23 protein-coding genes and 1 tRNA gene are annotated in these 26329 nt (G+C 64.1%); 7 read left to right on the top strand and 17 right to left on the bottom strand.

Annotation, left to right across the window (positions count from 1 at the left end):
• Positions 1 to 14: 14 nt before the first annotated feature.
• The 3 genes from FJV43_RS36485 to FJV43_RS36475 all read right to left on the bottom strand — a co-directional run bounded on the left by FJV43_RS36485 (position 15) and on the right by FJV43_RS36475 (position 1615).
• Positions 15 to 560, bottom strand: a complete 546-nt coding sequence (locus FJV43_RS36485) for a hypothetical protein (RefSeq protein WP_239623698.1) — start codon at positions 558 to 560, stop codon at positions 15 to 17.
• Positions 505 to 855 (bottom strand): hypothetical protein, encoded by a 351-nt coding sequence (locus FJV43_RS36480; protein ID WP_239623697.1) that lies wholly within the window; start codon positions 853 to 855, stop codon positions 505 to 507. The genes FJV43_RS36485 and FJV43_RS36480 overlap by 56 nt, the downstream gene beginning before the upstream one ends.
• Before the next feature lie 172 nt (positions 856 to 1027).
• Positions 1028 to 1615 (bottom strand): formyltransferase family protein, encoded by a 588-nt coding sequence (locus FJV43_RS36475; RefSeq protein ID WP_239623696.1) that lies wholly within the window; start codon positions 1613 to 1615, stop codon positions 1028 to 1030.
• Between the two features lie 478 nt (positions 1616 to 2093).
• Between FJV43_RS36475 and FJV43_RS36470 the strand changes: the two genes are divergently transcribed.
• Complete coding sequence (locus FJV43_RS36470) at positions 2094 to 2312, top strand: hypothetical protein (RefSeq protein WP_028180534.1); 219 nt, start codon at positions 2094 to 2096, stop codon at positions 2310 to 2312.
• Positions 2313 to 2377: 65 nt separating this feature from the next.
• Here the strand turns inward: FJV43_RS36470 and FJV43_RS36465 are convergent, their stop codons facing one another.
• Positions 2378 to 2680, bottom strand: a complete 303-nt coding sequence (locus FJV43_RS36465; protein WP_028136298.1) for a hypothetical protein — start codon at positions 2678 to 2680, stop codon at positions 2378 to 2380.
• A 106-nt stretch (positions 2681 to 2786) separates the two neighbouring features.
• Complete coding sequence (locus tag FJV43_RS36460) at positions 2787 to 3014, bottom strand: hypothetical protein (RefSeq protein WP_239623695.1); 228 nt, start codon at positions 3012 to 3014, stop codon at positions 2787 to 2789.
• Between the two features lie 276 nt (positions 3015 to 3290).
• Between FJV43_RS36460 and FJV43_RS36455 the strand changes: the two genes are divergently transcribed.
• Positions 3291 to 4376: an AI-2E family transporter gene (locus FJV43_RS36455; RefSeq protein ID WP_239623694.1), complete on the top strand. Its 1086-nt coding sequence runs from the start codon at positions 3291 to 3293 to the stop codon at positions 4374 to 4376.
• A 160-nt stretch (positions 4377 to 4536) separates the two neighbouring features.
• Positions 4537 to 4929, top strand: a complete 393-nt coding sequence (locus FJV43_RS36450) for an NUDIX hydrolase (RefSeq protein ID WP_028182320.1) — start codon at positions 4537 to 4539, stop codon at positions 4927 to 4929.
• Positions 4930 to 5011: 82 nt separating this feature from the next.
• Here FJV43_RS36450 and FJV43_RS36445 read toward each other — a convergent pair whose 3' ends face one another.
• On the bottom strand, positions 5012 to 5248 hold the full coding sequence (locus FJV43_RS36445) for a hypothetical protein (protein ID WP_061881737.1): 237 nt from the start codon (positions 5246 to 5248) through the stop codon (positions 5012 to 5014).
• Between the two features lie 729 nt (positions 5249 to 5977).
• Here FJV43_RS36445 and FJV43_RS36440 point away from each other — a divergent pair.
• Together FJV43_RS36440 and FJV43_RS36435 are read left to right on the top strand one after the other, a co-directional pair.
• Complete coding sequence (locus FJV43_RS36440) at positions 5978 to 9085, top strand: DEAD/DEAH box helicase (protein ID WP_239629777.1); 3108 nt, start codon at positions 5978 to 5980, stop codon at positions 9083 to 9085.
• Positions 9086 to 9454: 369 nt separating this feature from the next.
• On the top strand, positions 9455 to 10117 hold the full coding sequence (locus FJV43_RS36435; RefSeq protein WP_239623693.1) for a hypothetical protein: 663 nt from the start codon (positions 9455 to 9457) through the stop codon (positions 10115 to 10117).
• A gap of 328 nt (positions 10118 to 10445) precedes the next feature.
• Here FJV43_RS36435 and FJV43_RS36430 read toward each other — a convergent pair whose 3' ends face one another.
• From FJV43_RS36430 to FJV43_RS36395, 8 genes are all read right to left on the bottom strand, one after another.
• On the bottom strand, positions 10446 to 10688 hold the full coding sequence (locus FJV43_RS36430) for a hypothetical protein (RefSeq protein ID WP_239623692.1): 243 nt from the start codon (positions 10686 to 10688) through the stop codon (positions 10446 to 10448).
• Between the two features lie 459 nt (positions 10689 to 11147).
• Entirely contained in the window at positions 11148 to 11318 is a 171-nt protein-coding gene (locus FJV43_RS36425) for a hypothetical protein (protein WP_239623691.1), read from the bottom strand.
• Positions 11319 to 12108: 790 nt separating this feature from the next.
• Positions 12109 to 13191 carry an acyltransferase gene (locus tag FJV43_RS36420; protein WP_239623690.1) on the bottom strand — a complete coding sequence of 361 codons (1083 nt, stop codon included), beginning with the start codon at positions 13189 to 13191 and terminating at the stop codon, positions 12109 to 12111.
• A 752-nt stretch (positions 13192 to 13943) separates the two neighbouring features.
• Positions 13944 to 14912 carry an IS110 family transposase gene (locus tag FJV43_RS36415; RefSeq protein ID WP_239620704.1) on the bottom strand — a complete coding sequence of 323 codons (969 nt, stop codon included), beginning with the start codon at positions 14910 to 14912 and terminating at the stop codon, positions 13944 to 13946.
• 366 nt (positions 14913 to 15278) lie between these two features.
• Positions 15279 to 16343 (bottom strand): acyltransferase, encoded by a 1065-nt coding sequence (locus FJV43_RS36410; RefSeq protein WP_239623689.1) that lies wholly within the window; start codon positions 16341 to 16343, stop codon positions 15279 to 15281.
• Between the two features lie 324 nt (positions 16344 to 16667).
• Positions 16668 to 16743, bottom strand: a tRNA-Lys gene (locus tag FJV43_RS36405).
• A 295-nt stretch (positions 16744 to 17038) separates the two neighbouring features.
• Positions 17039 to 19705 (bottom strand): glycosyltransferase, encoded by a 2667-nt coding sequence (locus FJV43_RS36400; RefSeq protein ID WP_239623688.1) that lies wholly within the window; start codon positions 19703 to 19705, stop codon positions 17039 to 17041.
• Between the two features lie 212 nt (positions 19706 to 19917).
• Entirely contained in the window at positions 19918 to 20508 is a 591-nt protein-coding gene (locus tag FJV43_RS36395) for a beta-1-3, beta-1-6-glucan biosynthesis protein (RefSeq protein ID WP_239623687.1), read from the bottom strand.
• A 312-nt stretch (positions 20509 to 20820) separates the two neighbouring features.
• Here FJV43_RS36395 and FJV43_RS36390 point away from each other — a divergent pair, with 312 nt between their 5' ends.
• Positions 20821 to 22398: a beta-(1-6) glucans synthase gene (locus FJV43_RS36390; protein WP_239623686.1), complete on the top strand. Its 1578-nt coding sequence runs from the start codon at positions 20821 to 20823 to the stop codon at positions 22396 to 22398.
• Here FJV43_RS36390 and FJV43_RS36385 read toward each other — a convergent pair.
• The 3 genes from FJV43_RS36385 to FJV43_RS36375 all read right to left on the bottom strand — a co-directional run bounded on the left by FJV43_RS36385 (position 22358) and on the right by FJV43_RS36375 (position 24791).
• Positions 22358 to 22738, bottom strand: coding sequence for a hypothetical protein (locus tag FJV43_RS36385; protein ID WP_124158252.1), 381 nt, complete (start codon positions 22736 to 22738; stop codon positions 22358 to 22360). The genes FJV43_RS36390 and FJV43_RS36385 overlap by 41 nt on opposite strands.
• A gap of 95 nt (positions 22739 to 22833) precedes the next feature.
• Positions 22834 to 23274, bottom strand: coding sequence for an MgtC/SapB family protein (locus FJV43_RS36380; protein ID WP_028178747.1), 441 nt, complete (start codon positions 23272 to 23274; stop codon positions 22834 to 22836).
• 134 nt (positions 23275 to 23408) lie between these two features.
• Positions 23409 to 24791: a hypothetical protein gene (locus FJV43_RS36375; RefSeq protein ID WP_239623685.1), complete on the bottom strand. Its 1383-nt coding sequence runs from the start codon at positions 24789 to 24791 to the stop codon at positions 23409 to 23411.
• 176 nt (positions 24792 to 24967) lie between these two features.
• Here FJV43_RS36375 and glmU point away from each other — a divergent pair, with 176 nt between their 5' ends.
• Positions 24968 to 26323 (top strand): bifunctional UDP-N-acetylglucosamine diphosphorylase/glucosamine-1-phosphate N-acetyltransferase GlmU, encoded by a 1356-nt coding sequence (gene glmU, locus FJV43_RS36370; RefSeq protein WP_239623684.1) that lies wholly within the window; start codon positions 24968 to 24970, stop codon positions 26321 to 26323.
• Positions 26324 to 26329: the final 6 nt, after the last annotated feature.

Raw genomic sequence — 26329 nt, 5'->3', positions numbered from 1 at the left:
ATATGTCGTCCGCCTTAGCGCGACATCGAGATGTTGGCGCCGCGGAACTGGCTGTCCGCGCGCATCGTGACGGTCTGCTTGTTGCCGTGCGTCCTCAGCGCGATGTTGGCGTTGAAGCCGGCGGCAGAGGCGACCACTTCGAAGTTTCCGCCGCCACCGCGGCCCTGGAGCGAGCCGGAGATGTTGCGGCTGGCCTCGCTCCAGCTTCCCGTAATGGCATTTCCCGCCGACTGAACGTTGGCGGAGAGGATGAACTTGTAGGCGTCGCTGGCGCAGGTCAGCGTCATTTCCATTGTGGGGCCGACGGGGGCGTATTTGGCCCGGCAACGGATGCGTTCCGTCGATCCGTCCTCGAGGCTGACCGTGCCGGCGCCGTTCCAGCTTCCCGCCATCGGAGCGAATGGACCGGATTGCGCCTTGCTTTCGGAATTGGCGGCTGCGGCCGCAAACAAGACGGCGGCCGCGATCAACAGCCGCCGATTCCGGGCACGAACCTGCGTTGGTTTATAGGCGCGATGCTTCCCAGCGCCCGCTGCAAGGTATGCCTGCTGATGCTCCATTCCACTTCCCCGATCCGGCGTTGCCGTTGAGTTGACCGTTGGCATATGCACCATTGATCGAAACTTTCACAAGTCCCTCGCGGCCGATGGTGCCGGAAACGTTAGCGCCGGGCGCGGTGATCTTGCCATCGGCAACCGTCAGCATGGAACTCGCGGTCGGCTCGCACGAGCCGCTCTTGGTCACGATCGTGACCTGCCAATTGCCGTCATAGGGGCTCTGGGCGAAAGCGGGGGCGGCGAGGGTGCCGGCGAAAACTGAAGCGGCACAGAACACCGCAATGCGATCAAAACGCATAAATTCCATCCTTGAATTTGTCTGATATGCTGACGCTTATTCGGACGAAATGTGACGGAAATTTGTTGCGACGCCAAATCGAAAATTGTTCCTGTTGGTACAATGGTTTATTTGAGATTCTGACTCCGATTTTCGAAGCAGAATCAACGCGGGCTCACATTAAGGGTAAACGTCAGGAGAGACTCGGCGCGGAGGTCGCGAACTGTTCGTCCTGGGCTTTGGCAGGCAGCGCCTTGTGGACCTTGGCGTAGTCGATCACATCGGCCAGCAGCTTGAGCCCGAGCGGCGCCAGCGCGCGCTCCCAAAGCTCCCGTGCGGTCTCGCCCTTCTTGACGAAGCACCAGTCCTGGGCGGCGATGGCGCCAGCGTCCATACGGTCGGCGAGATGATAGATCGTGCCGCCGGCGATCGGATCGCCTTCCTTGATGGTCCATTCCACGGCGGCCTTGCCGCGATGGCGCGGCAGCAGCGAGGGGTGATATCCGATCCCGCCGAGCTTGGCGGCGGCGAGCGCGTCCTTGCCGATCCGGGCGTGGCTGTGGGCCGTGATGATCAGATCGGTGTCGGGGGCAATCTCGGAAGCCACCACGAGCTTCGGATTGGCCTGGACCACGACCTCGATTCCGGCGGCTCTCGCGGTCGCGGCGAGGCGATCCTCGGCATCGGCTACCACGACCCGGACGACCGAGACGCTATGCTCTCGGAGCATGTTCAGGGTGGTCACGCCGAAATGGCGGGAGCCGACGAGGGTAATGCGCATGGGGGTCCGATCCGTTTCGCAACTGCGTCATCCCCCGATAACACGTCCGGACGCCCTGTCACCACCCGCGCAGCGTTTGCGTGGGTTATCAACAATGCGCCGGGCGCCAGCCGCCGGTGAACCTATTTCTGCGTCACGGACGATCGTTGCTGCGCCGCCACGGTCGGACGATAAGCGACCGCCAAGGGGTTCCTGTGTCTCGTTTTTAACAGAGATGCCGCCGATTGGCTGGTAACGTGCGCCGACCGGGGCTGGCGACATTTCAACCCGCATCCATTTTCGAACCCGGCTTTGGCCGCTGGCGTGATCGCCGGCGGCCTTTTATCGTGCCACCCATCACGAATTCGTCCGACGGTAACACGATCTCAACCAGCTTGGCGTATCGACGAAGCCGTCGCGGATTTGTATTGCGTACCGCGACACCGAAAACGTCCGCCAGCGTGGGCGCGCCGCCGGGCCTTTTCACGGGACAGATTTCATGCCGAGCGCAATCGAGCAGATCGTCGACGCCTATGTGCGTCTGAAGAACCGCCGCGGACTCGACGAGCTGATGATGCACAGGCAGCGGCTCGCGGTCGATCTGAAGAGCAGGTCTGGCTATGATTTCAGCCTGCCGATCGGCCAGATCGACGAGGAGATCGCGATCATCGAGGCGGGGCTCAGCCGGCTCAAGGCGGAGAACTCTACGGCGACCTAGAGGTCTGCTGCGCGCGCCCGGCATGTCTGCGCGCTGGCCGATGGCGGGTCTAGAATGTCTGTCGCTCAGTCGCGACGGCCGCCGTCGATGACCGTGAACAACGGCCGCGCCGGGGTCGGCTCGACCAGCAGCTCCTCCACCAGCGCGGTTGCCGCATCGACATATTTGCGCGTCGGCTTGTCGAGCGGGCGCCTGGCCTCGTCATCGAGCGCGACCTTCGCGGCCTCGACCAGCTTGCGCATGCGTGCCGCATGGTCGTCGCCGGCCGTCAGCGTCGCGCGTGCCAGCGAGCGCAGCACGAACAGCTCGCCTTCGAGGCGGAGCAGACGGTCGTTGAGCCTGGTCAGGACGGCGTTGAGGTCGGCCATGATTGGGGTTTGGCGCGGAGGATCCTTGCTGATCTAGCGCCGACCGGTGAACGGAGTGCAAACGGCGGCGGTGCAATTGGGCGGATCCTGCGACGCTGCGGACGGCTTACCACCCGACGCCCGCCCAGCGCCTCCCGAACACCGGCGGTCTCGTCTTCACGGCCTGCCAGCCGAAAAAATGATGCTTGCCGGACCAGGCGTGCACGACGCCGCTACAGATGCCGCACTTGAAACTGCCGGTATGGGCCTCGCTGTGCTCCTCCCTGGTCGCGGTGTAGTTCATGCCGCAACCCGCACAGGTGAACTCTTCGATCGTCCAGATGCTATTGGCCATTGCACAGAATGCGTTTCGGTGACCTCGATCCACCATAGCCGCCAGCGTTTGCAGCGGCGTAAACCGGCGCGGGGAAATCCGGTTAACGGGCGTTAGCCAAGCCGGGCTGGGGCGCACGCCGGGATGGTGCGTCATCGTCGCGCAATGCCGGATGGCCCGATGGGGGCCTGATCGAGGCGCGGTCGGTTCCGGTCGTCTTGACGCCGGATGCGTTGCTGGCAATAACGGCCAGGCCGTGCAAGCGCCGGAAGTTGCGTTCATGCCGCAAGGAAAGCCGTGCCCGTGAAAAGTCTCCGTCAGCTCCTGACGGGAGAGGACGTCATCCAGCTCGTGATCCGGCTTGGCCTGCTCGCCCTGCTGATCATCTGGACCTTCCTGATCATCCGCCCGTTCGTGCCGATCCTGGCCTGGAGCGGCGTGCTCGCGGTCGCGTTCTATCCGGCGTTCAGCTGGGTCGCCAAGATCCTGGGCGGCCGGCCCAAGACTGCAGCAGCGATCCTGACCCTGATCACGCTCGGCATCGTCATTGGTCCGGCGACCTGGCTCGGCATCAGCGCGGTGGACGGCGTGCGCGAGCTGGCGAACCAGCTCGGCACCGGCGACCTTGCGCTCCAGTCGGCGCCGGAGCAGCTCAAATCGTGGCCGCTCGTCGGGCCCTGGCTCTACGAGCTCTGGGACCAGGCCTACAACAACGTCCGGGCGGTGGTGCGCGAGGTGGCGCCGTATCTCCAGCCGCTGGCAGGCCCGCTGCTCTCGCTCGCCGGAGACGCCGGTGTCGGCACCCTCCAGTTTCTGGTCTCGGTGTTCGTGGCCGGATTCCTGTTTCCGCACGGGCCGAGGCTGGTCGCGGCCGGCCGCGGCTTCCTGTTTCGCATCGTGCCCGAGCAGACCGAGCATTTCCTGGGTCTTGCGGGTGCGACCATTCGCGCCGTGGCGCAGGGCGTGATCGGCGTCGCGATCGTGCAGGCGCTGCTCGCCGGCATCGGCTTCAAGCTCGCCGAGGTGCCCAGTGCGGGCCTTCTCGCCTTCATCGTGCTGCTGCTCTCGATCGTGCAGATCGGTGCCTTCCTCGTGCTGCTGCCGGTGATCATCTGGATCTGGACCGCCAAGGACGTCACCACCGCTTTGCTGCTCACCGTGTTTCTCGTCCTCGTCGGCTTCATCGACACCATGCTGAAGCCGCTCGTCATGGGGCGGGGCCTGACCACTCCGACCATCGTGATCTTCGTCGGCGTGATCGGCGGCACGCTGGCCCACGGCATCGTCGGACTGTTCATCGGGCCGATCATTTTGTCCGTGGCCTGGGAGATCATGATGGCCTGGATCAGGACCGAGGATCAGGCGGAGGCGGGCGAGGGCTGATCTCGCGCCCCCGAGGTGCGGTCTTCCGGCCGTGCCGCGCCAGGACCCGATGGCTCGTGGCCTGTGATCAAAGTGGCCTGTGATCAAAGCGCGCCGCGAACTTGTCTGTTCGACTAGACAAGTTACGATCGGGTCGATTCTGTTTTTGATGACGGCAGCAATGGCGAAATCTTCCAAGCTGGTTGCCGCCAGGCGCGGCAAGGTATTGCTGGTCAGGCGCCGGTCGGATGGCCTCTGGATGTTTCCGGGCGGCCGCAAGCGTCCGCGCGAGTCGGAGAAGGACTGCCTGCGGCGGGAGATCAAGGAGGAGCTTCCAAAGCTGAAGCTCGGCAGGATCACCCTCTGGAAAGAAGTGAAGACGAGGAACAAGCGCTCCGGCCGCAAGATGAATGACGCGATCTTCATCGCCAAGTCCGCCAAGGGCAGGCTGGCGATCGGCGACAAGAAGGAGATCGACCGCGCCGCCTGGCAGAAGCCCCGCGGCATCCGCCTGACGCCGACCTCGCGCTACATCCGCGACCGCCTGTTTCCGCGAAAGCGGCGGCGGAGCTGAACTTGGTCCTCTCGCACCGCCCGGCAAATGACCGCGGACCATGCGCGCATTGCGCCAAGGCGCCGGTTGGAACGGTCAGCCGTTATTGCTTGGCCGCCATCGCTTCCAGGCAATGGTTGAGAAAGGCGGTGCGATCCCTGGGCAGCACCTTCTCGAGATCGGCCTTCAGCGCGCATTCACGCTGGCGCAATTGCTCGGCCCGGCGCTTCTCGGCTGCCTCGCGGTATTCGGGAGCAACCTTGTTGGGATCGACCAGCGTCTGTGCGTGGGCGGCCGTCGCAAGCAGTGCGATGGCGCCGATGAAAATGAATGACCTCAAATGAGCCTCCGTAAAAAGCGGGCATCCTAACGCGCGGCGCGTGCGCACTCAAACCGGGAGATAAGGTACTCCGTTCCGGCAGGATTGGAGCGCCCCAGCAGGTTGGTCGTCGATCATTGGAACGACTCTGCGTGGCGTGCGTCGAATCCAGGCTCACGGCCCATCCCCAAGCCCCAAAGCCCCCGGGCCGCGAGAAAACCTTACCCATAAAGGTTGGCGACCTCAGAGCCTATCGCGCTGAGGTCGTTTGCTCGGGGCAGAGCGTGTGAACCAGTTCACAAGCGCACGGCGAAACCGCTGCTATGAAGACGTCATTGCTTAACCTGTTCATGTTGACCGAAACGCCCCAGTGTGGCTCCAAGCGCTGGGGCTTTTTCGTGGCTGCATACGCGCACAACGTCTTCGATCGTCGCAATGCTCGCATCGAGCGATGCTGATCTCGAGCCGCATGAGTTCCGCGCTGCAGGCCTAGCAAAACAGCCAGATTGTCGGGATCGCGGCGCCGCCTTTGAACGTTGCCACGAGGGGTGCGTTCGCGGGGCAAATCCCATATGCATGGCGGCGAGTTGCCGATTCGAGACGAGGGCGGCTCGCATTCTGTTGGCTACAATGCAAGACCAGAAACGGGTTCACGTGAGGCTTTCGAAAAAGACGAGGGTGGCCAAGAAGGCGCCGAAGAAGAGCAAAGGATCGCAGCGCGCCACGATCTCGTCTTCGTCGCCCCTCGGCATGATGGCTCTTCACCTGCTTGCACAATGGAAGCAGTCCGGACGCAGCGGGATCGTCTTCCTCGCCGAGAGCGAGAACAGGGCGGAGCGGCTGGGCAGCGTCATTCACGCGCTCGACCCGTCCTGCGAGGTGCTGGTGTTTCCGCGATTGAACACCTTGCCGTTCGACCAGCTCGAGCCGTCGCACGAGCTCGCAGGGCGCAGAGCCTCGGTGCTGAGCCGCCTCGCAAAATCCAGGAAGCCGTTGTTTCTCGTGTCGACCGCGGAAGCGGTGATGGAGCGCCTGCCGCCGCCGGCGAGCCTGTCGCGCCTGAGCCTGAGCCTGAAAGTGGGCGGCCCGTTCTCCGAGCGGGACCTCGAGACCCGGCTCCAGGCCCTCGGATACGATCTCGACGACGAGCCGGACTATCCGGGCGGCGCGCTGTTCCACGGGCAGACCTTCGAGATATTTCCCGCAGGCGCGCTGGGGCCGTTCCGGATCGAGCATTCGGAGCGTGCGATCAGGCGGATCGTGGCCTTCGACCCGAACGAGCACAGGATCATCTTCGAGACCAAAGAGCTGCTCGTCGATCCCATGTCGGAGCGGCTCGGCCTTGCCGGCAAACGCGGCAAGCGCGCGAGCCTGTTCGACTATTGCGGGGTCGCCAAATGGATCGCGGACGCCGGCGTCCCGTTGCATGCCGACGCCTGGCTGGACACGATCGAGGAGGCCGCAGGCCGATCAGAGCGGGAGCGTGAATATCTCGCACGGCGCGACTGGAAGCAGCTCTCCAAGAGCATGAAGGTGCTGCCGCGGACGGCGCCCTTCCAGCACATCCCGGAGTTTTCGAAGCTGACGTCCTCCAGGAAGGCGCTGCGCGCCTTCGTCGAGGAGACGCGCCGGGCCGGATCGCGACTGATCCTCGTCGCCGCGCACGAGGACGATCTGCGCGTGATGGAGCGGATGAGCGGCGTCAAGGCGGAGCGCTGCGACGACTGGGACGAGGCGGCGCGCGGGCGGGGCGGCGAGGCGACGTTGCTGGCCGATCTCGATGCCGGCTTCGTCGTGCCGGGGAAGAAGCCCCTGGTCGTGGTGACGGCGTCCGACGTGCTCGGCAGCCGCGCGCATCATCCGCAGCCGATGGCGCGCGCCTGGAGTGCGGCCTTCGACCATGCCGATGTGCCCGAGCAGGGCACGGTGGTCGTCCACCTCCAGCGCGGCCTTGCCGTGCTCGACGGCTTGCAGACCGTCAACACCGGCGGCGGCGCCATGCGTGAGATGATCCGCCTGAAGTTCGCAGGCGACAATGCGGTTCTGGTGCCGCCGGCAGATCTCGCCTTGATGTGGCCTTACGCCACCGAGCTCGGGAAGCTAGCGCTCGACAAGGCGGATGGCAGCACATGGTGGGCCCGCCGCGGCGAGGCCGAGCGCGAGATCCAGGCCGCGGGCAAGGTGCTGGCCAAGCACATCAGCCAGCGCCGGCGGCGGCGCGCAGAGAAGCTGGTGCCGCCGGGATCGGCCTACGAGAAGTTCGTCGCGCGCTTCCCTTACTTCACGACGATCGACCAGGCCCAGGCGATCAGCGACGTGCTGGACGATCTTGCATCCGGTCATCCCATGGACCGGGTGGTCTGCGGCGACGTCGGCTTTGGCAAGACCGAGGTGGCGCTGCGCGCGGCGGCCGCGGTGGTGCTGTCGGGCAAGCAGGTGGCGATCGCGGTGCCGACGACGGTGCTGGCAAGGCAGCACGTCGCGACGTTCCAGAAGCGCTTTGCGCCGTTCGGCATCGAGGTGGGCAACCTGTCGCGGGCAACGTCCGGCGCGCAGCTGCGGGAGACCAGGGAGGGCCTGCGCAGCGGCCGGATCAAGGTCGTGATCGGCACGCAGGCGCTCACCGGCAAGGACGTCAAATTCGACGATCTCGGCCTCGTCATCATCGACGAGGAGCAGCATTTCGGCGCGGCCGAGAAGGCCAAGCTGGCCGGCCTCGCCAAGAACGTCCACGTGCTGATGATGAGCGCGACGCCGATCCCGCGGACGCTCGCCGCCGGGCTTGCCGGCTTCCGCGACCTCAGCGTGATCGCCTCGCCGCCGGTGCACCGGCTGCCGGTCGCAACCCGGATTGCGCCGCTGTCGGATGCCGCCATCGCCAACGCGCTGCTGCGCGAGCAGCGCCGCCACGGGCAGAGTTTCCTGATCTGTCCGCGCATCCATGATCTCGATCCGATGCTGGCGCGGGTGCAGGCGGTGGCGCCGGACCTGCGCATCGTCTGTCTGCACGGCAAGCTGCCTGCCGACGAGATCGACGACCGGATGATGAGCTTCGTCGAGGGCGGTGCCGACGTCCTGCTCGCGACCAACATCGTCGAGAGCGGCCTCGACATTCCCCGCGCCAACACCATCGTGGTGTGCTGGCCGGAAAAGTTCGGCCTTGCCCAGCTGCACCAGCTGCGCGGACGCGTCGGCCGCAGCGGCATTCGCGCCTTCGCCCATCTCTTGACCGAGACGGAGTCGGGACAATCCGAGAAGCGGCTGGCCGTGCTCGAGGAGTTCAGCCGGCCGGGCGCCGGCTTTGCCATCAGCGAGCGCGACCTCGATCTCAGGGGCGCGGGCGATTTGTTCTCGGAGCAGCAGTCCGGCCATGTCCAGGTGTTCGGACCCGTGCTCTACAGCCACCTCCTGAAGATGGCCTCGGAGAAGGCCGACGAGGAGCGCGCCGCGGTGTGGGTGCCCGACCTGAACCTGCCGGTCGGGGACATGCTGCCCGAGACCTATGTGCAGTCCGAGCCCGTGCGGCTCGAGCTCTATGCGCGCGCCGCAAGATGCAATGGCGAGGACGACCTCGAAGACCTCGAGGAGGAAACCTCCCGCCGCTTCGGACCCTTGCCGAAGGTGGCGCGCGATTTCTTCGCCGCAGCCAGGCTCAGGATCGAGTGCAAGCGCAGAGGCATCATCCGCCTCGATGTCGGTCCCGAGGCGGTGGCTGCGACGTTCCTGCCGGGGCGCTTGCGCAAATCGAGAGGCAAGTCGCTGCAACGCGATGGCGATCGGGTGGTCCATCACAGTGCGATGCGCGATGCGCCGTTCGAGCGGGTGGAGGCGCTATTCGAGGTGCTCGACGAGGGGTGAGCTCTAAAAAAGCGAAAACAACCCCATGCACAGTAGCCAAGTGCTTCTGCCACAACGCCTTCTGCATCAGGCGCAAAAGGCCCGATTGACCTGTCAGGCAAAACAGCGGCATGATGCCAACTTCGGAAAATCCGTCAGGGGGAAGCCGCCGCTGCGGGCGCATGTCCGATGCTCGAGAGCGAGTGCGCAGCGCAAAGCCCCGTAATCGGCCGGGGGCGGCGAGCCCGTCGGCCGGTCAGGCCGCTAACGTGGAATTAATCCGAAAAGCCCACAATTTTAGGCAGTTGGAGATGGGTGCTGCGTACAGGAGCCGTCACGAGGACGTTCCGGCGACGGCGTCCTGTTGCTCGCTCATTGGGGTCAACGCAGATGACCACGTCCCTGGAAACGCCAAGCTTCGCCGAAGAACTCGACGCGGTGGCCCTCGCAGCCGCCGCGGCCGCGCACGATCCCGCGGCCCCGGAAGCTCCAGTGCCGCTCACGCGGCCCGGCCGAAAAACGGTGCTGCTGCTGGCGGTGTGTGCCCTGGCCATCAACGGCGCGGCGGCGATCTATACGTCGCCGTCCGGCTTGCCGTCGCTGAATGTCGGCAGCCTGGCTGAGCTGCTTCCGCGCCAGGAAGCGCCCGCGCCGAAACCGGATCCGGTCGTCGCTGCCTTGAAGGACATTCAATCCGCCCAGCAGCAACACACGGCTTCGCTGCAGGCGAACAACCACGCCCTGCAGCAGAATGCGGCTCTGCTGCAGCAGGATTCACTGGTGCTGCTGTCCCTGCGGCAGAGCATCACGGACGAACGGGTCGATGTGAAGAAGATATCTTCGCAGCTGTCCACGCTGATCGCGAAGGTCGACTCGCTGCAAAACGTGATGATGTCGGACGTCACGTCCTCGATCCGGCGCGCGAATGCTCGCTATGGACTGTCCGCAGCGATGCGCAAACGGCTGGTCCGGCCGTCGAAGTCCTTGGGCCCGGTTTCGGTGGGAGGAGCTCCGCTGAGCGTGCCGGCGACGGTTTCTGCGCCGGAAAGCTGAAGATCGGAAGATCGTTCATATCCGCGCCTGGCCTGGTTTAGGGCGTTCTGGGATGAGGCTTGATTGCTGCAACGACGGAGGTGCACTCCCTCTCCCGCTTGCAGCTATACGTTGGCGAACGGGGACACGTACCAGATACCGGCGGGTCATAATGTCTTCTGGCGTGTCCCGCCGCCCTCTTACAGGGTGTACACGCTCCTGCGTTGCGATCCGCCGTTTCAGGAACTCAGCCGGGTCCAACTGGGCGATGGCCGCTGCAACAAGTATGAGGAACGCCAGTAACTGGTGCTGGATGTGCGCCGTTGATGGCTGCTCTCACCGCGAGGCCTCACTTCAAGGCGAGATCGATCTTGTGCCCCAGATGCCCGGTGTCGTGATCGCGACGCAGCTGGCTCAGCGATGTCTCGTTCAGCTGGGCCAGGACCTCGCTGAGCTGCGCCGCATCGGGATAGCCGGCCGCAAAACCCTTTCCGTAGATCTTGCGCAATGTGCCGACCAGCGTGTTGCCGTGCTTCTTGCTGATCTGGCCATCCTTGTCCCGATGGCGGCCATCCAGGCCCGGTTCCTTCATGTGTTTCTCCCGTGCGGCGTCTGAAGCGCCTGGAGAGAGCGTGCGCCCAAACGAGGCGACTGGCAATGGCAGCGCGCGCGTGTCACCGATTGCCGGCGCCGCCGCAAGAGCCCGCGCTTCTCTCGCCTGCTTGTGAAGGCGAGGTCGATTGTGGCGAGCCGACAGGTGCAACACATGACGGAACGATTGCTCGATAGGAGCTGATGCGATGCGCTCTCTTTTTGCCGTGGGTCTCATGGGTCTGTCGCTCGTCCTGTGCACCGCCGCAGACGCAGCAACAGTGCATCACCGGCGCGCACGCCCACTTACGGTGGAGCGGCCGCGCACGAACGCGACCCCGCCGGCGCGCTTCGCGGTCCCCGGCTGGAGTGACGAAGCAACGCGGCGCTGGCTCGACAATGCCTCGTCGAACGTCGGCCGGGGCGGATAGCGGCGACAGGCGCGGGCGATCGCTCGGAACTAGGCGGCCTGCTCTTCAAACGAGGTGTAGACGCGGCCGCCGGGATCAACGACCCGAACGTCCCAGCATCCGTCCTGAACAAGCTCCTTGGCCTTCTTGAGGGCGGCGGTGAGTGACGGCCGCTTGAGCTTGACGACGCCCGCCGTGTCGAAACCGTTGATTTCAAACATGCTGTCCCTCCGGTTTTGGTGAAGCGTACACGTTTCCGGCGGGGTGTCTTCCGATTTTTGGGGTGGGAGGGCCCTCATAGCTGTCCCGGCGTGCTTTCAGGAATCTGTGTCTTGCTGATGCGATGTCCGCATCCCAACGAGGCGCGGAGTTCAACTGGTGGGGGCGAGCGCCAACGCGTTCACCGATGGTGGGCATCAGCGCAGCTTCGAGGCGCAGAGCCGTCGCTGTGCGGCTTCGATCGCATCGGGGATGAGGGATTTTCCTTTTGGGAGACGGGAGATCGGACGGGCCACCCTCATCTCGCCCGGCACTCCCGGCGCTCTGATCCGCAATTGGATCGGCAGCCGGGAGCATTTGGGGGCTGGAACCCGAGCCGTGCCACATTCGCATCCGGGCGGCAATGCGTAGAACATCGCACTCCGGTAGTTATACGGAATCCATTTTCGGAACGGGGTGTTCTATAGAAAGAACACCGGCGCGATTTAAGTACTTGGTTCTATTTCTGCCGGGAATGCCGCAGTGGGGGCTGGAACCACGCTGCGGCTTTTCCCATTGCGCTGTCGATTCATGTGGTCGGTCGCTGCGAGGTACTTCGGGGGCTTACCGTCCCAATCCGGCCAAACATCAGCGCCGCGCCGACCGCACGCTTTTGGCGATCATCCAGGCCTCGGCCATTCCGGTTCAACGGAACTCGTGAGTACTGTCCCCACGCGACGTCAGGCTTGCGCCGATTTCCCGTCCGCGTCATCGAGCCCTGATAGTTGTTGGCGCAAATCATCTACATGGCTTCTACGCTGCCGTTCGCCATAGCCCGGCAGATTGTTCGATGAATCGGATAATGCCCTTCCTCTGGCTCAGAACCTTCGACTCGACGAAAACCCAGGACATCCAAGCCAGCAAGCACACCACCGGCAGCGTCATCATGAAGTTGAACAGGGGTAAACGAAGCTCGGGAAGAAAGAAGCTGACTGTCTGTTGGATTGGATATCCGTACAGGAAAATTCCGTACGAATAGTCCGCCCCCTTCACGAGCGGCACGCGCGGAGGATTGAGCAGCCCGACATAAACGGTGACGTAGGCCGCTGGGATGACCGAGAGAAAGAGCGTCTGTGGAAAGAGGCAGAGGCCAATATACGCGATGAGCGACGCCAAGAACGCAGCCCGGCTGAAAGGCACAACCTCCCGCATTCTGTAGAGAGCAACGCCGACGAGAAATGCGACCACAAGTCCGCGGCCGGGGATTGCTCCTTCCATGGTGGGCGGCGATCTGAATACGGCATTCACCGTCAAGACAAACGCTGCGGCAACTGCGACCAATAGCAGAACCGAAGGTCGCCGCGTGACTCCCAACGCCGCAAGAATCGTGACCGCGACGTAGCATTCCAGCTCAAACGGAACCGTCCAGAGTTGCAGATTGACCCACGGCGCGGGCTGATCGGTAAACACTCCGGGGAGGAAATATTGGATGTAGCCGAACAGGTTGAGAAAATAGCGCTGAAAAAGATGGTCCTGGAAATATGCCGACAGATCAAACCTCGTGACGAGAGGTCCGATGATCAACGCTGAAACCAGCACCTCGACAGCGAGCGCTGGCGCGATCCGGATGACACGTAGGACGACAAATGCGCCGATGGAATTGCGTTCAAGGCTCCCGGCAACCAGGAAGCCGCTCAGCGCAAAGAAGGCTGGGATGATGAAGAAGGGCAGCGGCCGAAACCACTGTGTCCAAAGTGGCGCTTCGGCTTGCGGGCCGTAGCAGACCGCTATGGTGTGCCATGCAACAATTGATACCGCAAGGCTCAGTCGGAGATAATCGAATCCGGAGGGCCGGTCTTCGGCTCTCTTAAGCGCGGAACCTAACGTCTTGGTCATCAAATGGCCTGCCCGAAAGAGGCCAGTTTACATGGCGGGGGGACGTTAAGGATACAGCCATTGCGGCGACAAGGTTACCGGCGTGGTCAGGACAAGAGCGCAGTCCGCGCGTAGGATGGGTTGAGCTGTTGCGAAACCCATCGCCGGCAATTCGGTCGGCCACTCCGCGGTCCTTCGATGATTGCTCCGATAATCGATTGCGGATCGCAGCGGCGCTGATCGCAACGAGCGATGGGTTTCGCAAGAGCTCAACCCATCCTACGGGCTTGATAGAACTTGACGGATCGCAAATCGCAGGTGAACAAGCCACATACCTTATTGGTAGTCGATCTCCGGCCCAGCCCAGGCACGGGATCGGCGAGGCCCGGTGGCGCACACGCCACGACACCAATACCCAGCCACCGGGTCGCCCATAACCCTCGCAGTGACAATCAGCACGTAGGATTGGTTGGGCTCTTGCGTACCCATCGCCGGCAACGACATTACGAACGGCGACAGTGCACTTAATTGACGTCGATATCGCTCTGCATCAAGTGCACTGTCAGTGCGTAGCAACCATTAAATAGCGGCCGTGTTTTGCGCCGTCCGGATCGCCTGCGTCTGCCATGATGACGCCGTGCTCGCGTCCGTCAAGGCGTGGCCTGGCGGCAGATCGGGTGATGTTGGGGCGAGCGACGGCCATCCTTGACGGACGCTACGCGCGACGTCATGAGGAGCCGTAGGTCGGGACGAAGAAGCGCGTCTCGGTCGAACTAAGAAGCAGGGAATGATCCTACCGGAGGTTCGCCGCACCACGGCGTGCCGCGAGCCACCACTGTGTTGGCGAAGATGAGCATCTTTCTGGCACAGGCAACGAGCGCCTGCTTGTGTTCCTTTCCAGCCGCAGTCAGCCGTTGATAGAGCTTGATGAGCTGCGGGTTCCATCGAAACGATGCGGCCAGTGAAGCCGTATAAAGGGCGCGGCGCAGCCGCTTTCGTCCGCCCTCGATATGCCGAACGCCTGACCGGTCGCCGCTGTCGTCGTCATAGGGCGCAAGGCCGGCGAGAGCGACAGCTTGCTCCCGCGTGATCTGGCCGATCTCAGGCAGACGCACCAGGATGGCCACGGCGGTCGGCAGCCCGATGCCGTCAACGCTGTTGATCAGGGCAAGTCTCTTGGCAAGGTCGGGATGCTTGCGGATCGAGGCGACCAGAGCCTTGAGTGCGACCCTCACGCGCTGCTCCAGGCGAGCGATATCCTCTTGCCAGAGCTTGTTGATCGCCGCATTGCGGCAGCTTTCGATCCTGTTTTTGAGGCGTGCAATATCCTCACCGATCTGATCGATCATGGTCAGCTGCTCGGCGAACGGCAGCAACCGGGGATCGGGAGCGGTATGGATCTTCCGCACCGCGGCGGTGCAGGTTGCGATAAGAGCGGCATCGATCTTATCGTTCTTGGCCCGTTGCAAGTGGAATGTGGCATAGGCTCGGACCTGAGCCGGCTGAAACACCACAACCACAAACCCCTTGCGTCGCAGTTCGGCGACGACAGCCTGTTCGTAACCGCCGCTCGCCTCGATGCCGACGCGTTTGATGCGATGCTGTCGCAGCCACGTCAGCAAAGCCTCATGGCCTTCCGCCGTGTTCGTCACCTGCAACTGCTCGCGGCTGCCCTCGATCGCCACATCGAGCTTCCGTTTGCCGGTATCGATCCCGGCACAGATCGTGGTATGCTTGGCCATCTTCGTCGATCCCTCCCTTGTTATGCGAACCTAAAGTTCGTTCAACCATTCGGGTCCCGATGAAGTGCCGATCGCGATCTTGCTACGTCTGACAGCCCTCAAGGCTTCGGTGGGTACCGATCCGATCGAACGGCGACCCAGCTCGGGCGGCCACCCGGGCTGGGCCATTCCTCACGGAACGGCTCAATATAACCAATCGGGCTAATACAAGGATGGGTTGAGCCCTTGCGAAACCCATCGCCGGCAATTCGGTCGGCGACTCCGCGGTCCTTCGAGGATTGCTCCGATAATCGATCGCGGATCGCAGCGGCGCTGATCGCAACGGGTGATGGGTTTCGCAAGAGCTCAACCCATCCTACGGGCTAATCAAGAAGCTGGATGTGCGGCATGCCGCGACTGAAGGCAAAACTTCCCGGTGAGAAAGCGGGCAATTACCTTGTGCCTGTTCTCACCGATGGAGGCGAGGCCAATGGCGACCACATTGGAGAGCGTCACCGCGAGGAGGAACACAAGCGCCCCACGATTTGGGAACAGCAGCCAAATGCCAACCATGATTGTGTGATGAATCAGGTATAGCGAAAAAGAATAGTCGGCGAAAAAACAGATCGCTCGCTGCACCTTCTCCGAAGTGATCCGGTGGCTCCGTTGCGTCGCTTCGACGATGCCGAACACGACCGCTGTCAATAATGGATACCCAACGAAGCTGTATTCTCCGCCGGCGGGTGTGATTGCGATAAAAACAACGGTACTCACGAGAGCCAAGATGGCTGTCGCAGGGAGGCGATAAGGCAATCTTGCCAGGACATAGATTGCGGAGCCGGCAAGCCAGAGCGAGAACAGGCCACGGCCGACGCCGTCGCTTTGGAAGGCGCCGAACAGGAAGTGAAGCGGGGTTTGACCGAAGAACAATGCCACGGGTGCCAGGAGTGGGATTGTTCTCAGATTCCGACACATGAAGAACACGGACCCGGCGAACATATAGATATGCCACTCGATCGCCAGTGTCCAAAGCGGGCTGGCTGACCCGAATGCCGACCATTGCAGCGTGTCGGGATACACGCCGCGGTAGCCCTCCAGCATGAACAGATTGGCGATGAAGGTCTTCAATGTGTAGTAGCGCGCAATCGTCGGCTCGGCGGTCAGATAAAGCACGAAACCGTCAACGACGACGACGAACAGCAAGGCCGGGATGAGCCCCGAATAGATCCTGGCGAAGCGGTCAATGAAGAATTGCAGAAATCCATAACTCGGTTTTGCCGACCGTGAAACGAGTGTGTGAGTAATCAGAAATCCCGAGAGCAGGAAGAACAGGAGAACGCCGGTGTTTTGAATGTACGGGAGACGATTCGGCCAATCGCCAATGAAGAAGACATACGCGTGTCCCACACAGACCATCTGAGCGGCAACGGCGCGCAGCAAGTCGAGTGTCACGGATGTATCGTTCTTTGATCTGTCTAGGCTGAAAGTCATCCCCATGGGGCCCACATAGCACAACGCGCGCGAATGCGCCCCCGGAAGGGGATGGATTTTGTGGGTTCGCCATCGGCCGACAAGTTCGCGTCGTGTCTCAAGTCTCTTGCGGCGCTTCTCTGTACTCACCGGCCGCAAATGCAGACGAGGCCTCCAGCACCGCCGAGAAGCGGCGGAATGACATAGCGCGTGAAAATGTCGAGCCAGGTAGTTTCAGTCATTGCCCCTGCGCGCCCCGCGCACAAAACTAAAATCCGGCACTTCTTCCTAAGCTATTGATTTGGTTGGTGAGCGCGCTGGGGCTCGAACCCAGGACCCCGTGATTAAAAGTCACGTGCTCTACCGGCTGAGCTACGCGCTCCCATGGCCGCTGATGGCTTCGACAGAGATCGCCATCGTGCTCGGACATTCGAGAAGCATGTCTTGCCGCTGCGCTCTTAAGCCTGCGTCGCGGGGAAAAACCGGCTGTTTCCGGATCATGCTCTCGGCCCGCGCTGTGTAGGGGGAGTGGCTGCGGAGGTCAATAGTGCGGGTGGCTGCCGAAGATCGCGACAGGAGCCGGGATTCGCCCGTGCTATCCGCCGCTTAGGTCGGGAATCTCAACCTGATTGGCGGGAGGCCATCCACGCCGAACAGCGTGGGTGGCCTCCCGCCCGTCAGTTCGTCTCCCGCCGCACCTCGCTCGGCACGGCTTGCGGCGCGCCGACGGGGGGCAGGGCGACCGGGCGGAGGCCGATCAGCTCGGCGGTGCGGATCGCGCTGTCGCGCCAGAACTGGAAGGAGTTGATCCGGCTGAGCTCGAGGATGGCGATGGCGACGGCGGCCAGGAACGGCAGGCTCTGCAGCACCAGCACGCCGGCGAAGATGTAGATCTCGGTGATCTGCCGGAAGCTGTTGGAGGCGACCAGCACGCCGGCGCCGATCAAGAGCAGGGCGCCGATCACGGCTTCCCAGAACGCCTGGAACTCGATCGACATCCTGCTGAGGCCGCCCTTGGAGGTGCGGGCGAACGCGATGTGCTCGGTGATCAGGCCCTGCGCCACCGCGCGCGACACCGTCCACTGCACGCTCATCGCCGCGATCATCGCGCCCAGCATCTGGCCCGGCTTGATCGCGACCCGGGCGCGGTACATCGACAGGAAGTGCGCCAGCGAGACGACGAAGGCGCCGATGATCGGCAGCGTCAGGATCTTGTCGGGAATGGCGATGTCGGCGAAGGCGACGATCGGCACCCAGACGAGGTTGAGCAGCGCCACCACCACGCCGAGGCTCTCGGCGCCCAGCCAGTTCAGCCAGCCGAGGCCATATTCGCGCTTCTGGTCGGGCGTCAGCCGGCTCGCGCCAGGCAGGAAGCGGCGCCAGTGCTTCTTGACGATCTGGAGGCCGCCATAGGCCCAGCGGTGCCGCTGCTTCTTGAAGGCCTCGTAGGTGTCGGGCAGCAGGCCTGCGCCGTAGCGGGTGTTGGTGTAGTGGGTGGTCCAGCCGAGCTCCTGGATCGCAAGGCCGAGATCGCTATCCTCGCAGATCGTGTCGGACGACCATCCGCCGGCCATGTCCATCGCGGCGCGGCGGATCAGGCACATCGTGCCGTGCACGATGATGGCGTTGGCCTCGTTGCGCTGGACCATGCCGATGTCGAAGAAGCCGGCATATTCGCCGTTCATGATGTAGTGCATGATCGACAGATCGCCGTCGCGATGCTCCTGCGGCGCCTGCACGAGGCCGACGCGCGGATCGGCGAAGGCCGGCACGAGGTCCTTGAGCCAGTCGGGCTCGACGACATAGTCGGCATCGAGGATGCCGATGATCTCGGCATCGGCGGCGGTGCGGTCCATCGCGATGCGCAGCGCGCCGGCCTTGAAGCCCTGCACCTTCTCGGCGTTGATGAACTTGAAGCGTTCACCAAGCGCGCGGCAATGGTCCTGGATCGGCTGCCAGAAGGCTGGATCCGGCGTGTTGTTGATGATGACCACGCATTCGTAGTTCGGATAGTTCAGCCGCGACAGCGCATCCAGCGTCTGCTTGAGCATGTCGACGGGCTCGAAGTACGCGGGGATATGGATCGAGACCTTCGGATAATAGCTCTCCGGCGCGTTCTCGACGGGCTTGCTCCTGGTGAGAAGCCGCTGCGGCGGCCGGCCGAAGGCGACCGCGGCGATCTCGTCGATGCGCGCCATCGCAATGAGAACAAGAGGAACAAGGAGGATCATGCCGAGCGTCAGCGCGAAGGCCGAGCCGAAGATGAAGTAGTGGCTGTTCCAGAAGGCGAACACGGTCGCGGCCCAGGCACCGACGCCGTTGGCGGTCGCCGAGAGCAGGAAGGCCTGCTTCGCGGTCGCTTTCTGGATCCGTAGGATCGGCAGTGACAGCAGGACGCCGACCAGCAGCGCGATGCACATCAGCTTCCAATAGTCGGGATTCTCCACCGGGCCGGTCCAGGCGAATTTCGGCTCGCGGCTGGCGTTGAGGATGCCCCAGTACGGACCGACGCCGCCTTCGAAGAACTTCCAGGGCTGATCGATGGCTTCGACGATGTTGTATTCCATGCCGATGGCCTCGGCACGGGTGACGAAGTCGCGCAGGATCAGCGCCTGCTGGAACGGGCCCGGATCGGCGTTGCGCAGATTGTAGCCCTGGCTCGGCCAGCCGAACTCGGCGATCACGATGCGCTTGCCGGGGAACAGGTTGCGCAGCAGGTTGTAGCGGTCGACGGCCTGGTCGACCGCCTGGTCCGAGCGGAAGTTTTCCCAGTAGGGCAGCACGTGGGCGGCGATGAAATCGACGTTGGAGGCAAGGTCGGGATTGTCGCGCCAGATGTTCCAGATCTCGCCGGTGGTGACGGGCACGCGGACCGCGCCCTTCACCTTCTTGATCATGTCGATGAGGTCTTCGACCTTCTGCTCGCCGCGGTAGATCACCTCGTTGCCGACGACGACGCCGACGACGTTGCTGTTCTTGCGGGCGAGCTCGATGGCGGCCTTGATCTCGCGCTCGTTGCGATCCTTGTCCTTGTCGATCCAGGCGCCGACGGTGACCTTGAGGCCGAACTCGGCCGCGATCGGCGGCACCAGTTCCACGCCGCCCGTGGACGAATAGAGGCGGATCGCGCGCGTCATCGTCGACAGCGTCTTCAGGTCGGCGCGGATTTTCTCGACCGTCGGAATGTTGTCGATGTCGGGATGGGCCGAGCCTTCGAACGGGGCGTAGGAAACGCTGGGCAGGAGGCCCTTGAAGTCAGGCGCGGGTTCCTTGTCGCGCAAGACCCCCCAGACTCCTGCATGGAGCGCAGACACGAGCAACAGAACGGCGGCGACTACGCGCATCGCGGCTAAACCAAAAGGGGCTGAGGTGGCAGGGAAGCGGATCCGACCCCGAGATCCGACCGAGTCCGCGGCAAAGGGAGCATACCTCTGCCGCGCGGTTTCACAACTGTCATGGCCTCATGTCCTTATGAGGGCATGCCTTTTGGGATGCGTGGCAGTGCCAACCGTCTCTATCGCCGATCGTTCCTGAACGGCAGCTGAAACGATCGCGGCTATTTCGAGGGGGCCGGGGACGGGCTTGCCGCAGGCGAGGGGCTCGCCGCCGGCTGCGGTGCCGGGGAGTTGCCTGCGGCCGGCGCCGCCGGCGGGGAGGCCGCGGCCGCCTGCTGCGGTTGGGCGTTCGGGTTGATCCAGCACGCGTGCACGCGGCTGTCCAGGGTCTCTGCCACCTTCGGATCGATCTGGCCGCCGAACCGGGTCAGGCAGCGGAACGCGGCCTGGATGTGGCCGCCGGGACAGCCGAAGCGGTCGTAGAGGTCGAGATGGCGGAACGCGGTATCGAGATCGTCCCGCCACATCAGCCGCACCACGCGCCGGCCGAGCCAGACGCATTCGGGGTTGCCGGCCGGGCCGTTGATGACCTGCGCTGCTTCCGCGAACTCGTCGGTGCGGCGCTGATTCTGGGCTGCGTCCTTGGCGGCGTCGGCGGGCTGGGCAGCCGCCTTGCCCTGGTCGGGGGCCGGCGTGCCGCTCTGGGCGGAGGCGCCGCCGATACCGATCAGAACGAGCAAGGAGGAGACGGCCAAGGTGGCGGCGAACTGCCGCAGGACCGCATTTCGTAACTCGAACACCCGTTGCCGCATGAATTCCCCAATATATCCGCTGACCGTCCGCGCCGAGACCTCGCGGACGCGCTAGCTGATGGCGTCCAAATGGGTCTCCAATGCGGCGGAAAATTCCCGTCGAATCCCATGACCTGTATTTCGAATTTTGTCCAGCAAAGTCACGATACTAGCCCAAGGCCGAACAGCCGCAGCCAAATTCCGCAGGGTGAGGAGCGGGTCGGTCGCCTGTTACCCCTTGGCAGAAGGCGTGCGAGCAGGTAATCGACGGACCCTTCGCGGAGGACGGAACCGATTTCTCTTCGTACGCCACTGGCGCTTCTGCTCGTTTCATTGGGTGCGATCGCTGCCGTGTGGTGGTGGCTTGCCACGCCGATCACGCTCGCGCGCGCCCCGATCGACCCTGCCGACAAGGTCCAATGCGTCTCCTACGCGCCGTTCCGCGGCGAGCAGACGCCGCTGGAGGCGTGGACCCATATCGAGGCCGAGCAGATCGAGCAGGATCTGCGCCAGCTCAAAGAGATCGCCGACTGCGTCCGCACCTATTCGATGGAGAACGGGCTCGACCAGGTGCCGGCGGTCGCCGCCAGGGTCGGCGGGCTGAAAGTGCTCCAGGGCATCTGGCTCTCCAGCAACCGCACCAAGAACTACGAGCAGGCCGGGCTCGCCATCCGCCTCGCCAAGCAATTCCCCGACGTCATCACCACGCTCATCGTCGGCAACGAGGTGCTGCTGCGCGGCGAGATGACGACGGCGGATCTCGTCTCCATCATCCGCCTGGTGAAGACGCAGGTCAGCGTGCCCGTCACCTATGCCGACGTCTGGGAGTACTGGCTGAAGAACCGCGAGGTCTCCGACGCGGTCGACTTCGTCACGATCCACATCCTGCCGTATTGGGAGGATTTCCCGGTCAAGGCGAAGTTCGCCTCCGCCCATGTCGAGACGATCCGCGAGCGCATGGTGGTGGCGTTCCCCGGCAAGGAGATCCTGATCGGCGAGACCGGCTGGCCGAGCGAGGGGCGCATGCGCGACGCCGCGCTGCCGTCACGGACCAATCAGGCCCGCGTGGTCTCGGAAATCCTCGGCCTTGCCAAAGCGAACAAGTTCCGCGTCAATCTGATCGAGTCTTACGACCAGCCGTGGAAGCGCAAGCTGGAAGGCACCGTCGGTGGCTATTGGGGCCTGTACGACTCGGTGCGGCGAAACCTGAAATATCCGCCCGGCCAGCCGATCAGCAATTTCCCGTACTGGAAATGGTACATGGGCGCGGGCATGGGCCTCAGCGTGCTGGTGTTCGCGGTCGCGCTGATCACGCTGCGCCGGCGGCCATGGACGCCGCGCTTCTCGGCCTGGCTCGGCGTCGGCATCTCCGCGACGACGGCGGGCAGCCTGCTCGGTATCGGCATCGACAAGATGTACTACGAGAGCTACGGCATCGGCGGCTGGCTGCTGTGGGGCGCGCTGCTGCTCGCCGGCATCCTGTCGCCGATCTTCTGCGCGCAGGCGATGGTGATCGGCCGCAGCCTTCCGACCTTCCTCGATCTGCTCGGCCCGCGCGAGGGCCGGAAATGGTCGAAGCTCACCGCGGTGCTCGGCCTGACGCTGGCGGTCACGGCCGTGATCGCGGCGCAGACCGCGCTCGGCTTCGTGTTCGACCCGCGCTACAAGGATTTTCCCTACGCCGCGCTGACGATGGCGGTGGTGCCGTTTGCGCTGCTGATGCTGAACCGGCCGCAGATCGGCCAGCGTCCGATCGCCGAAGCGGTGTTCGCGGGCGTGCTGACGCTTTCGGCGGCCTATGTGCTGGTCAACGAAGGCCGCGACAATTGGCAGTCGCTGTGGACCTGCGCGATCTATCTGTTGTTCGCGCTCACGCTGTGGCGGGCGCGGGCCGAGCAAACCCAAGAATGAACAAGCCGATCGCAAGGCCCGACAGCACGACGTTGTAGAGCACGATGCCGAGGCCGGCGGCGACGATGCCGACGGTGAGCAGCACGATCGACGGCCGCATCAGGTTCAGCGTCGCCACCACCAGCGCGACGATGCCGAACACCGAATTCTTGAACAGGACGGTCGCTACCGAACGCGCCTTGCAGATCGCAGTCTGCAGGCCGGCGTCGCAGGCAAGCGCGACCGTCGAGAGCTCGATGCCGAGATAGCGCAAGTAACTGGCATAGCCGACGGAGAGGAAGCCGACGACGATCAGGAACTGCACCTGGTAGGGCGTGAGGCGAAAGGGCTTCTTTGTCATGGGCGCAATATGATCGGGATGGCGCGGTCAGGCAACAGGGCAGGCGACGTTTCTGTCGATCCGATATGGGCGGACGTGTCCTGCCGACGCCGGGATTACTTCAGCCCCAGCCGGCGCTCGACCCAGCCCAGCACGAATAGCACGAGCAACGTCACCGCGATGGCTGCTCCGACGAGCAGCCAGGCTCCCAACGCGCAGGCAATGCCGAGGCCGGCCGCGATCCAGACCGTTGCGGCCGTGGTGAGGCCGTGAACTGTCTTTGCCTTGGCGTCGTGCAGGATGACACCTGCCCCGATGAAGCCGACACCGGTCAACACGCCGGCAACGACGCCCTGAATGACCCTGGAGATCGCATCCGGGTGGTCGCGCAGGTTCTGGAACTCGATCACGGAGATCGAAACCAGCGCGGAGCCGAGAGCCACCAGCGCCAGGGTTCGCATTCCCACCGGCTTGTCGTTCATGTCGCGGTCGATGCCGATCAGCAGCCCAGTTCCGGCCGCGACGAGAAGCCTCAGGACATCATCCAGCTCGTTCATGAAAACCCACGCGCGTTTCAGGAGGGGCGACGCTCGGAGCTCGTCGGACGTGATCGCGAACTTGCTGCGAAGCGCGGCTCAGGTCCAAGCGTCCGTTGGTCGCATGCCCGCAGCCTCCGTCCGGGAGGGAGGCGTTACCGCCTGAAGAAAGACGACAGCGTCGATCCCGCAGACGTCGATGCTGCCTCCGGTTTCGCCGGCGCCGGCGCAGGCTGCGCCGCGGGAGCGGGCGCGGGCTCCTCGCGCTTGGATCGCTTCGAGGAATAGCTGCGGCGGCGCTGCGGCTTCTCGGGCTTTGCGGCCGGCGCAGCTTCGGCTTGCGGCACCGCGTCCTGATTCTTCTCCGGGCTCTTCTCTTGAACCCTGTCCTGGGTTTTCTCTTGCGCTTTTTCCTGGGCCTTTTCCTGGCCCTTCTCTTGTCCCTTTTCCTGGCCGCCACGCATCGACAGGCGCTGACCATCGAACACGGTGGTCTCGCAGTGACGGTCGTTCTCGGCGAGGCTCGCGCAGAATTTTGCGGCGACGGCGGCGTTGACCAGCGGGCCGGCCCCCAAGCGGAGCTGCATGCCGAGGCCGGTGGTGCCTTCCTTGATCATGATGATCGGCCGCAGCGCCGCGATCTCCGGATGGGACTTGGTCAGGCCGCGCCAGAGCGCGCGCAGGCCGTCGATCGAGTTGGCGCCGCCGAGATCGATCGCAAAACGCGTCTGCTGAACCGCGATCGCAGGAGATTCGTTCTCGGCTGCTTCCGGCGGCCTTGTTGCTGCCGCGACGACCTCGGTCGGGGCAGGCGCCGGCTCGGCTTTCTTCTCGGCCGCCTCGGGTTGAATCAGTTTCGATGCGGACGGATCCGGCGGCGCCATGAGCGGCTTGGACGGCACCAGCGGAATGGCCGGCAGCGCCGAGTTCATTGCCGCCGTCTGTTGCACGAGCGAGGCGGCAGCCGCGGTCTGCGGCGGTGGGCTCGGCGGCTCCTTGAGCGATTCCTTAGGAGCGTCCTTCTGAGAATCCTTGGCGGCTTCCGTGCGCGGCTTGTCGTTCGCCGGAGCTGGGGTCGAGGCGACCGGCGCGACGCTGGGAGCTGCGGGCGCTGGCTCCTGCGGTTTCGCGCCCTGTTGCAGCGTGGCGGTCTGCTTCGCAATGGCACCGGTGACGGAATCGAGCCCTTGCTCCAGCACGGTGACGCGCGAATAGAGCCGGTCGCGATCGGTGTTCAGCGTCTCGATGGCGGCGGCGAGGCGGCGGGCCTCGTTCTGGCTCTCCCTGGTCAGTATCTGGAGCCGGTCGGCCTGGCGCGCGAGATCGGCGGCGGCAGCCTGGTCGCGCCGCCAGCCGAACTGGGCCTGGTTGGCCATCACCGCGATCACGACCGCGCCCACGGCCGCTGCGCCCCACGAGCCCAGCCGCCACATCATGCGACGGTCGAACGCGCTTTCCTCCGCCAAAAGTCCGGAGAACAGCCCGCCGGTCTCCTTGGTGCCGAAGGCATCCGCCAGTCGGTCGGAATCCTTTGCCATGTACGTTAAGTGCCCAGCCCCGGTCCGGGCTTCCCCGAATCAATCAGGGAACATTAACAGGAAAAGCGCCTCGCACTTGAATTCCGGGCGTTTGCGGGGGTAGCAAGGCGATAGCCTTCCGAGGGCGCTCGCTGCCCGTCGCGCCAATTGATTCGGCTATATCTGACAGGATTCCGATGACCGCCCGTTCCAGCCTCACGATCGTGCTCGCCGCCGGTGAAGGCACGCGCATGCGATCGAGCCTGCCGAAGGTGCTGCATCCCGTAGCTTCCCAGACACTGCTCGCCCATGTGCTCGCCGCCGCACCGAAGGGAGCCGGCACCTCGCTCGCGGTCGTGATCGGCCCCGATCACCAGGCGGTCGCGGATGAGGCGAAGCGCATCCGCCCCGACGTGCTCACCTTCGTGCAGAACGAACGCCTTGGCACCGCGCACGCGGTGCTGGCGGCGCGCGAGGCGATTGCGCGCGGCGTGGATGATCTGCTCATCGCCTTCGGCGACACGCCGCTGATCTCGGCCGAGACCTTTGCGCGGATGCGCGCGCCGCTCGCCAGCGGCGCCGCGATTGCCGCGCTCGGCTTTCGCGCCGCCGATCCGACCGGCTACGGCCGCTTCATCGTCGAGGGCGACCGCCTGGTCGCGATCCGCGAACAGGCCGACGCCAGTGCGGATGAGCGCAAGATCGATCTGTGCAACGCCGGCGTGATGGCGATCGACGGCCGCCGCGCGCTCGACATCCTCGGGCAAATCGGCAATGCGAATTCCAAAAGCGAATATTATCTGACGGACGCAGTCGAGATCGTCCGCGAAAAGGGATGGGAGTCCGTCGTGATCGAGACCAGCGAGGACGAGGTGCGCGGCATCAACACCAAGGCGCAGCTCGCCGAAGCGGAAGGCGTGATCCAGGCGCGCTTGCGCAAGGCGGCGATGGAGGCCGGCGTCACACTGATCGCGCCGGAGACAGTTTATCTGTCCGCGGACACGGTGTTCGGCAAGGACGTGACCATCGAGCCGTTCGTGGTGATCGGCCCCGGCGTGTCGATCGCGGACGGCACCGTGATCCATTCCTTCTCGCACATCGTGCAGACCACGCTCGGCAAGAACGTCTCGATCGGCCCCTATGCGCGGCTTCGTCCCGGCACCTCGCTCGGCGACGGCGCGCGCATCGGCAATTTCGTGGAGACCAAGGCGGCGACGCTGGAGGCCGGCGTCAAGGTCAACCATCTCTCCTACATCGGCGATGCTACCATTGGCGCAAACTCCAACATCGGCGCCGGCACCATCACCTGCAACTACGACGGCTTCAAGAAGCACAAGACGGTGATCGGGCAGGGCGCGTTCGTCGGCACCAACTCTTCGCTGGTCGCGCCGGTGACGATCGGAAATGGCGCCTATATCGGCTCCGGCTCGGTGATCACGAAGGATGTCCCCGACGACGCGATGGCGCTGGAGCGCAGCCAGCAGATCATCAGGGAAGGCGGCGCGGCGCGCTATCGCGAGCTGAAGACGGGCGGCAAGAAGCCGGAGAAGTAAGCGGCG

The organism is Bradyrhizobium sp. I71, from assembly GCF_022354745.1.
In the GTDB taxonomy this organism is placed as follows: domain Bacteria; phylum Pseudomonadota; class Alphaproteobacteria; order Rhizobiales; family Xanthobacteraceae; genus Bradyrhizobium; species Bradyrhizobium liaoningense.
This window is presented reverse-complemented; position numbering and strand designations above follow the sequence as displayed.

Excerpts from the sequence above, each read along its gene's own strand:
- FJV43_RS36485 (WP_239623698.1), bottom strand. The coding sequence starts at position 560 with ATGGAGCATCAGCAGGCATACCTTGCAGCGGGCGCTGGGAAGCATCGC.
- FJV43_RS36480 (WP_239623697.1), bottom strand. The coding sequence starts at position 855 with ATGCGTTTTGATCGCATTGCGGTGTTCTGTGCCGCTTCAGTTTTCGCC.
- FJV43_RS36475 (WP_239623696.1), bottom strand. The coding sequence starts at position 1,615 with ATGCGCATTACCCTCGTCGGCTCCCGCCATTTCGGCGTGACCACCCTG.
- FJV43_RS36470 (WP_028180534.1), top strand. The coding sequence starts at position 2,094 with ATGCCGAGCGCAATCGAGCAGATCGTCGACGCCTATGTGCGTCTGAAG.
- FJV43_RS36465 (WP_028136298.1), bottom strand. The coding sequence starts at position 2,680 with ATGGCCGACCTCAACGCCGTCCTGACCAGGCTCAACGACCGTCTGCTC.
- FJV43_RS36460 (WP_239623695.1), bottom strand. The coding sequence starts at position 3,014 with ATGGCCAATAGCATCTGGACGATCGAAGAGTTCACCTGTGCGGGTTGC.
- FJV43_RS36450 (WP_028182320.1), top strand. The coding sequence starts at position 4,537 with ATGGCGAAATCTTCCAAGCTGGTTGCCGCCAGGCGCGGCAAGGTATTG.
- FJV43_RS36440 (WP_239629777.1), top strand. The coding sequence starts at position 5,978 with ATGATGGCTCTTCACCTGCTTGCACAATGGAAGCAGTCCGGACGCAGC.
- FJV43_RS36435 (WP_239623693.1), top strand. The coding sequence starts at position 9,455 with ATGACCACGTCCCTGGAAACGCCAAGCTTCGCCGAAGAACTCGACGCG.
- FJV43_RS36430 (WP_239623692.1), bottom strand. The coding sequence starts at position 10,688 with ATGAAGGAACCGGGCCTGGATGGCCGCCATCGGGACAAGGATGGCCAG.
- FJV43_RS36425 (WP_239623691.1), bottom strand. The coding sequence starts at position 11,318 with ATGTTTGAAATCAACGGTTTCGACACGGCGGGCGTCGTCAAGCTCAAG.
- FJV43_RS36420 (WP_239623690.1), bottom strand. The coding sequence starts at position 13,191 with ATGACCAAGACGTTAGGTTCCGCGCTTAAGAGAGCCGAAGACCGGCCC.
- FJV43_RS36415 (WP_239620704.1), bottom strand. The coding sequence starts at position 14,912 with ATGGCCAAGCATACCACGATCTGTGCCGGGATCGATACCGGCAAACGG.
- FJV43_RS36400 (WP_239623688.1), bottom strand. The coding sequence starts at position 19,705 with ATGCGCGTAGTCGCCGCCGTTCTGTTGCTCGTGTCTGCGCTCCATGCA.
- FJV43_RS36395 (WP_239623687.1), bottom strand. The coding sequence starts at position 20,508 with ATGCGGCAACGGGTGTTCGAGTTACGAAATGCGGTCCTGCGGCAGTTC.
- FJV43_RS36385 (WP_124158252.1), bottom strand. The coding sequence starts at position 22,738 with ATGACAAAGAAGCCCTTTCGCCTCACGCCCTACCAGGTGCAGTTCCTG.
- FJV43_RS36380 (WP_028178747.1), bottom strand. The coding sequence starts at position 23,274 with ATGAACGAGCTGGATGATGTCCTGAGGCTTCTCGTCGCGGCCGGAACT.
- FJV43_RS36375 (WP_239623685.1), bottom strand. The coding sequence starts at position 24,791 with ATGGCAAAGGATTCCGACCGACTGGCGGATGCCTTCGGCACCAAGGAG.
- glmU (WP_239623684.1), top strand. The coding sequence starts at position 24,968 with ATGACCGCCCGTTCCAGCCTCACGATCGTGCTCGCCGCCGGTGAAGGC.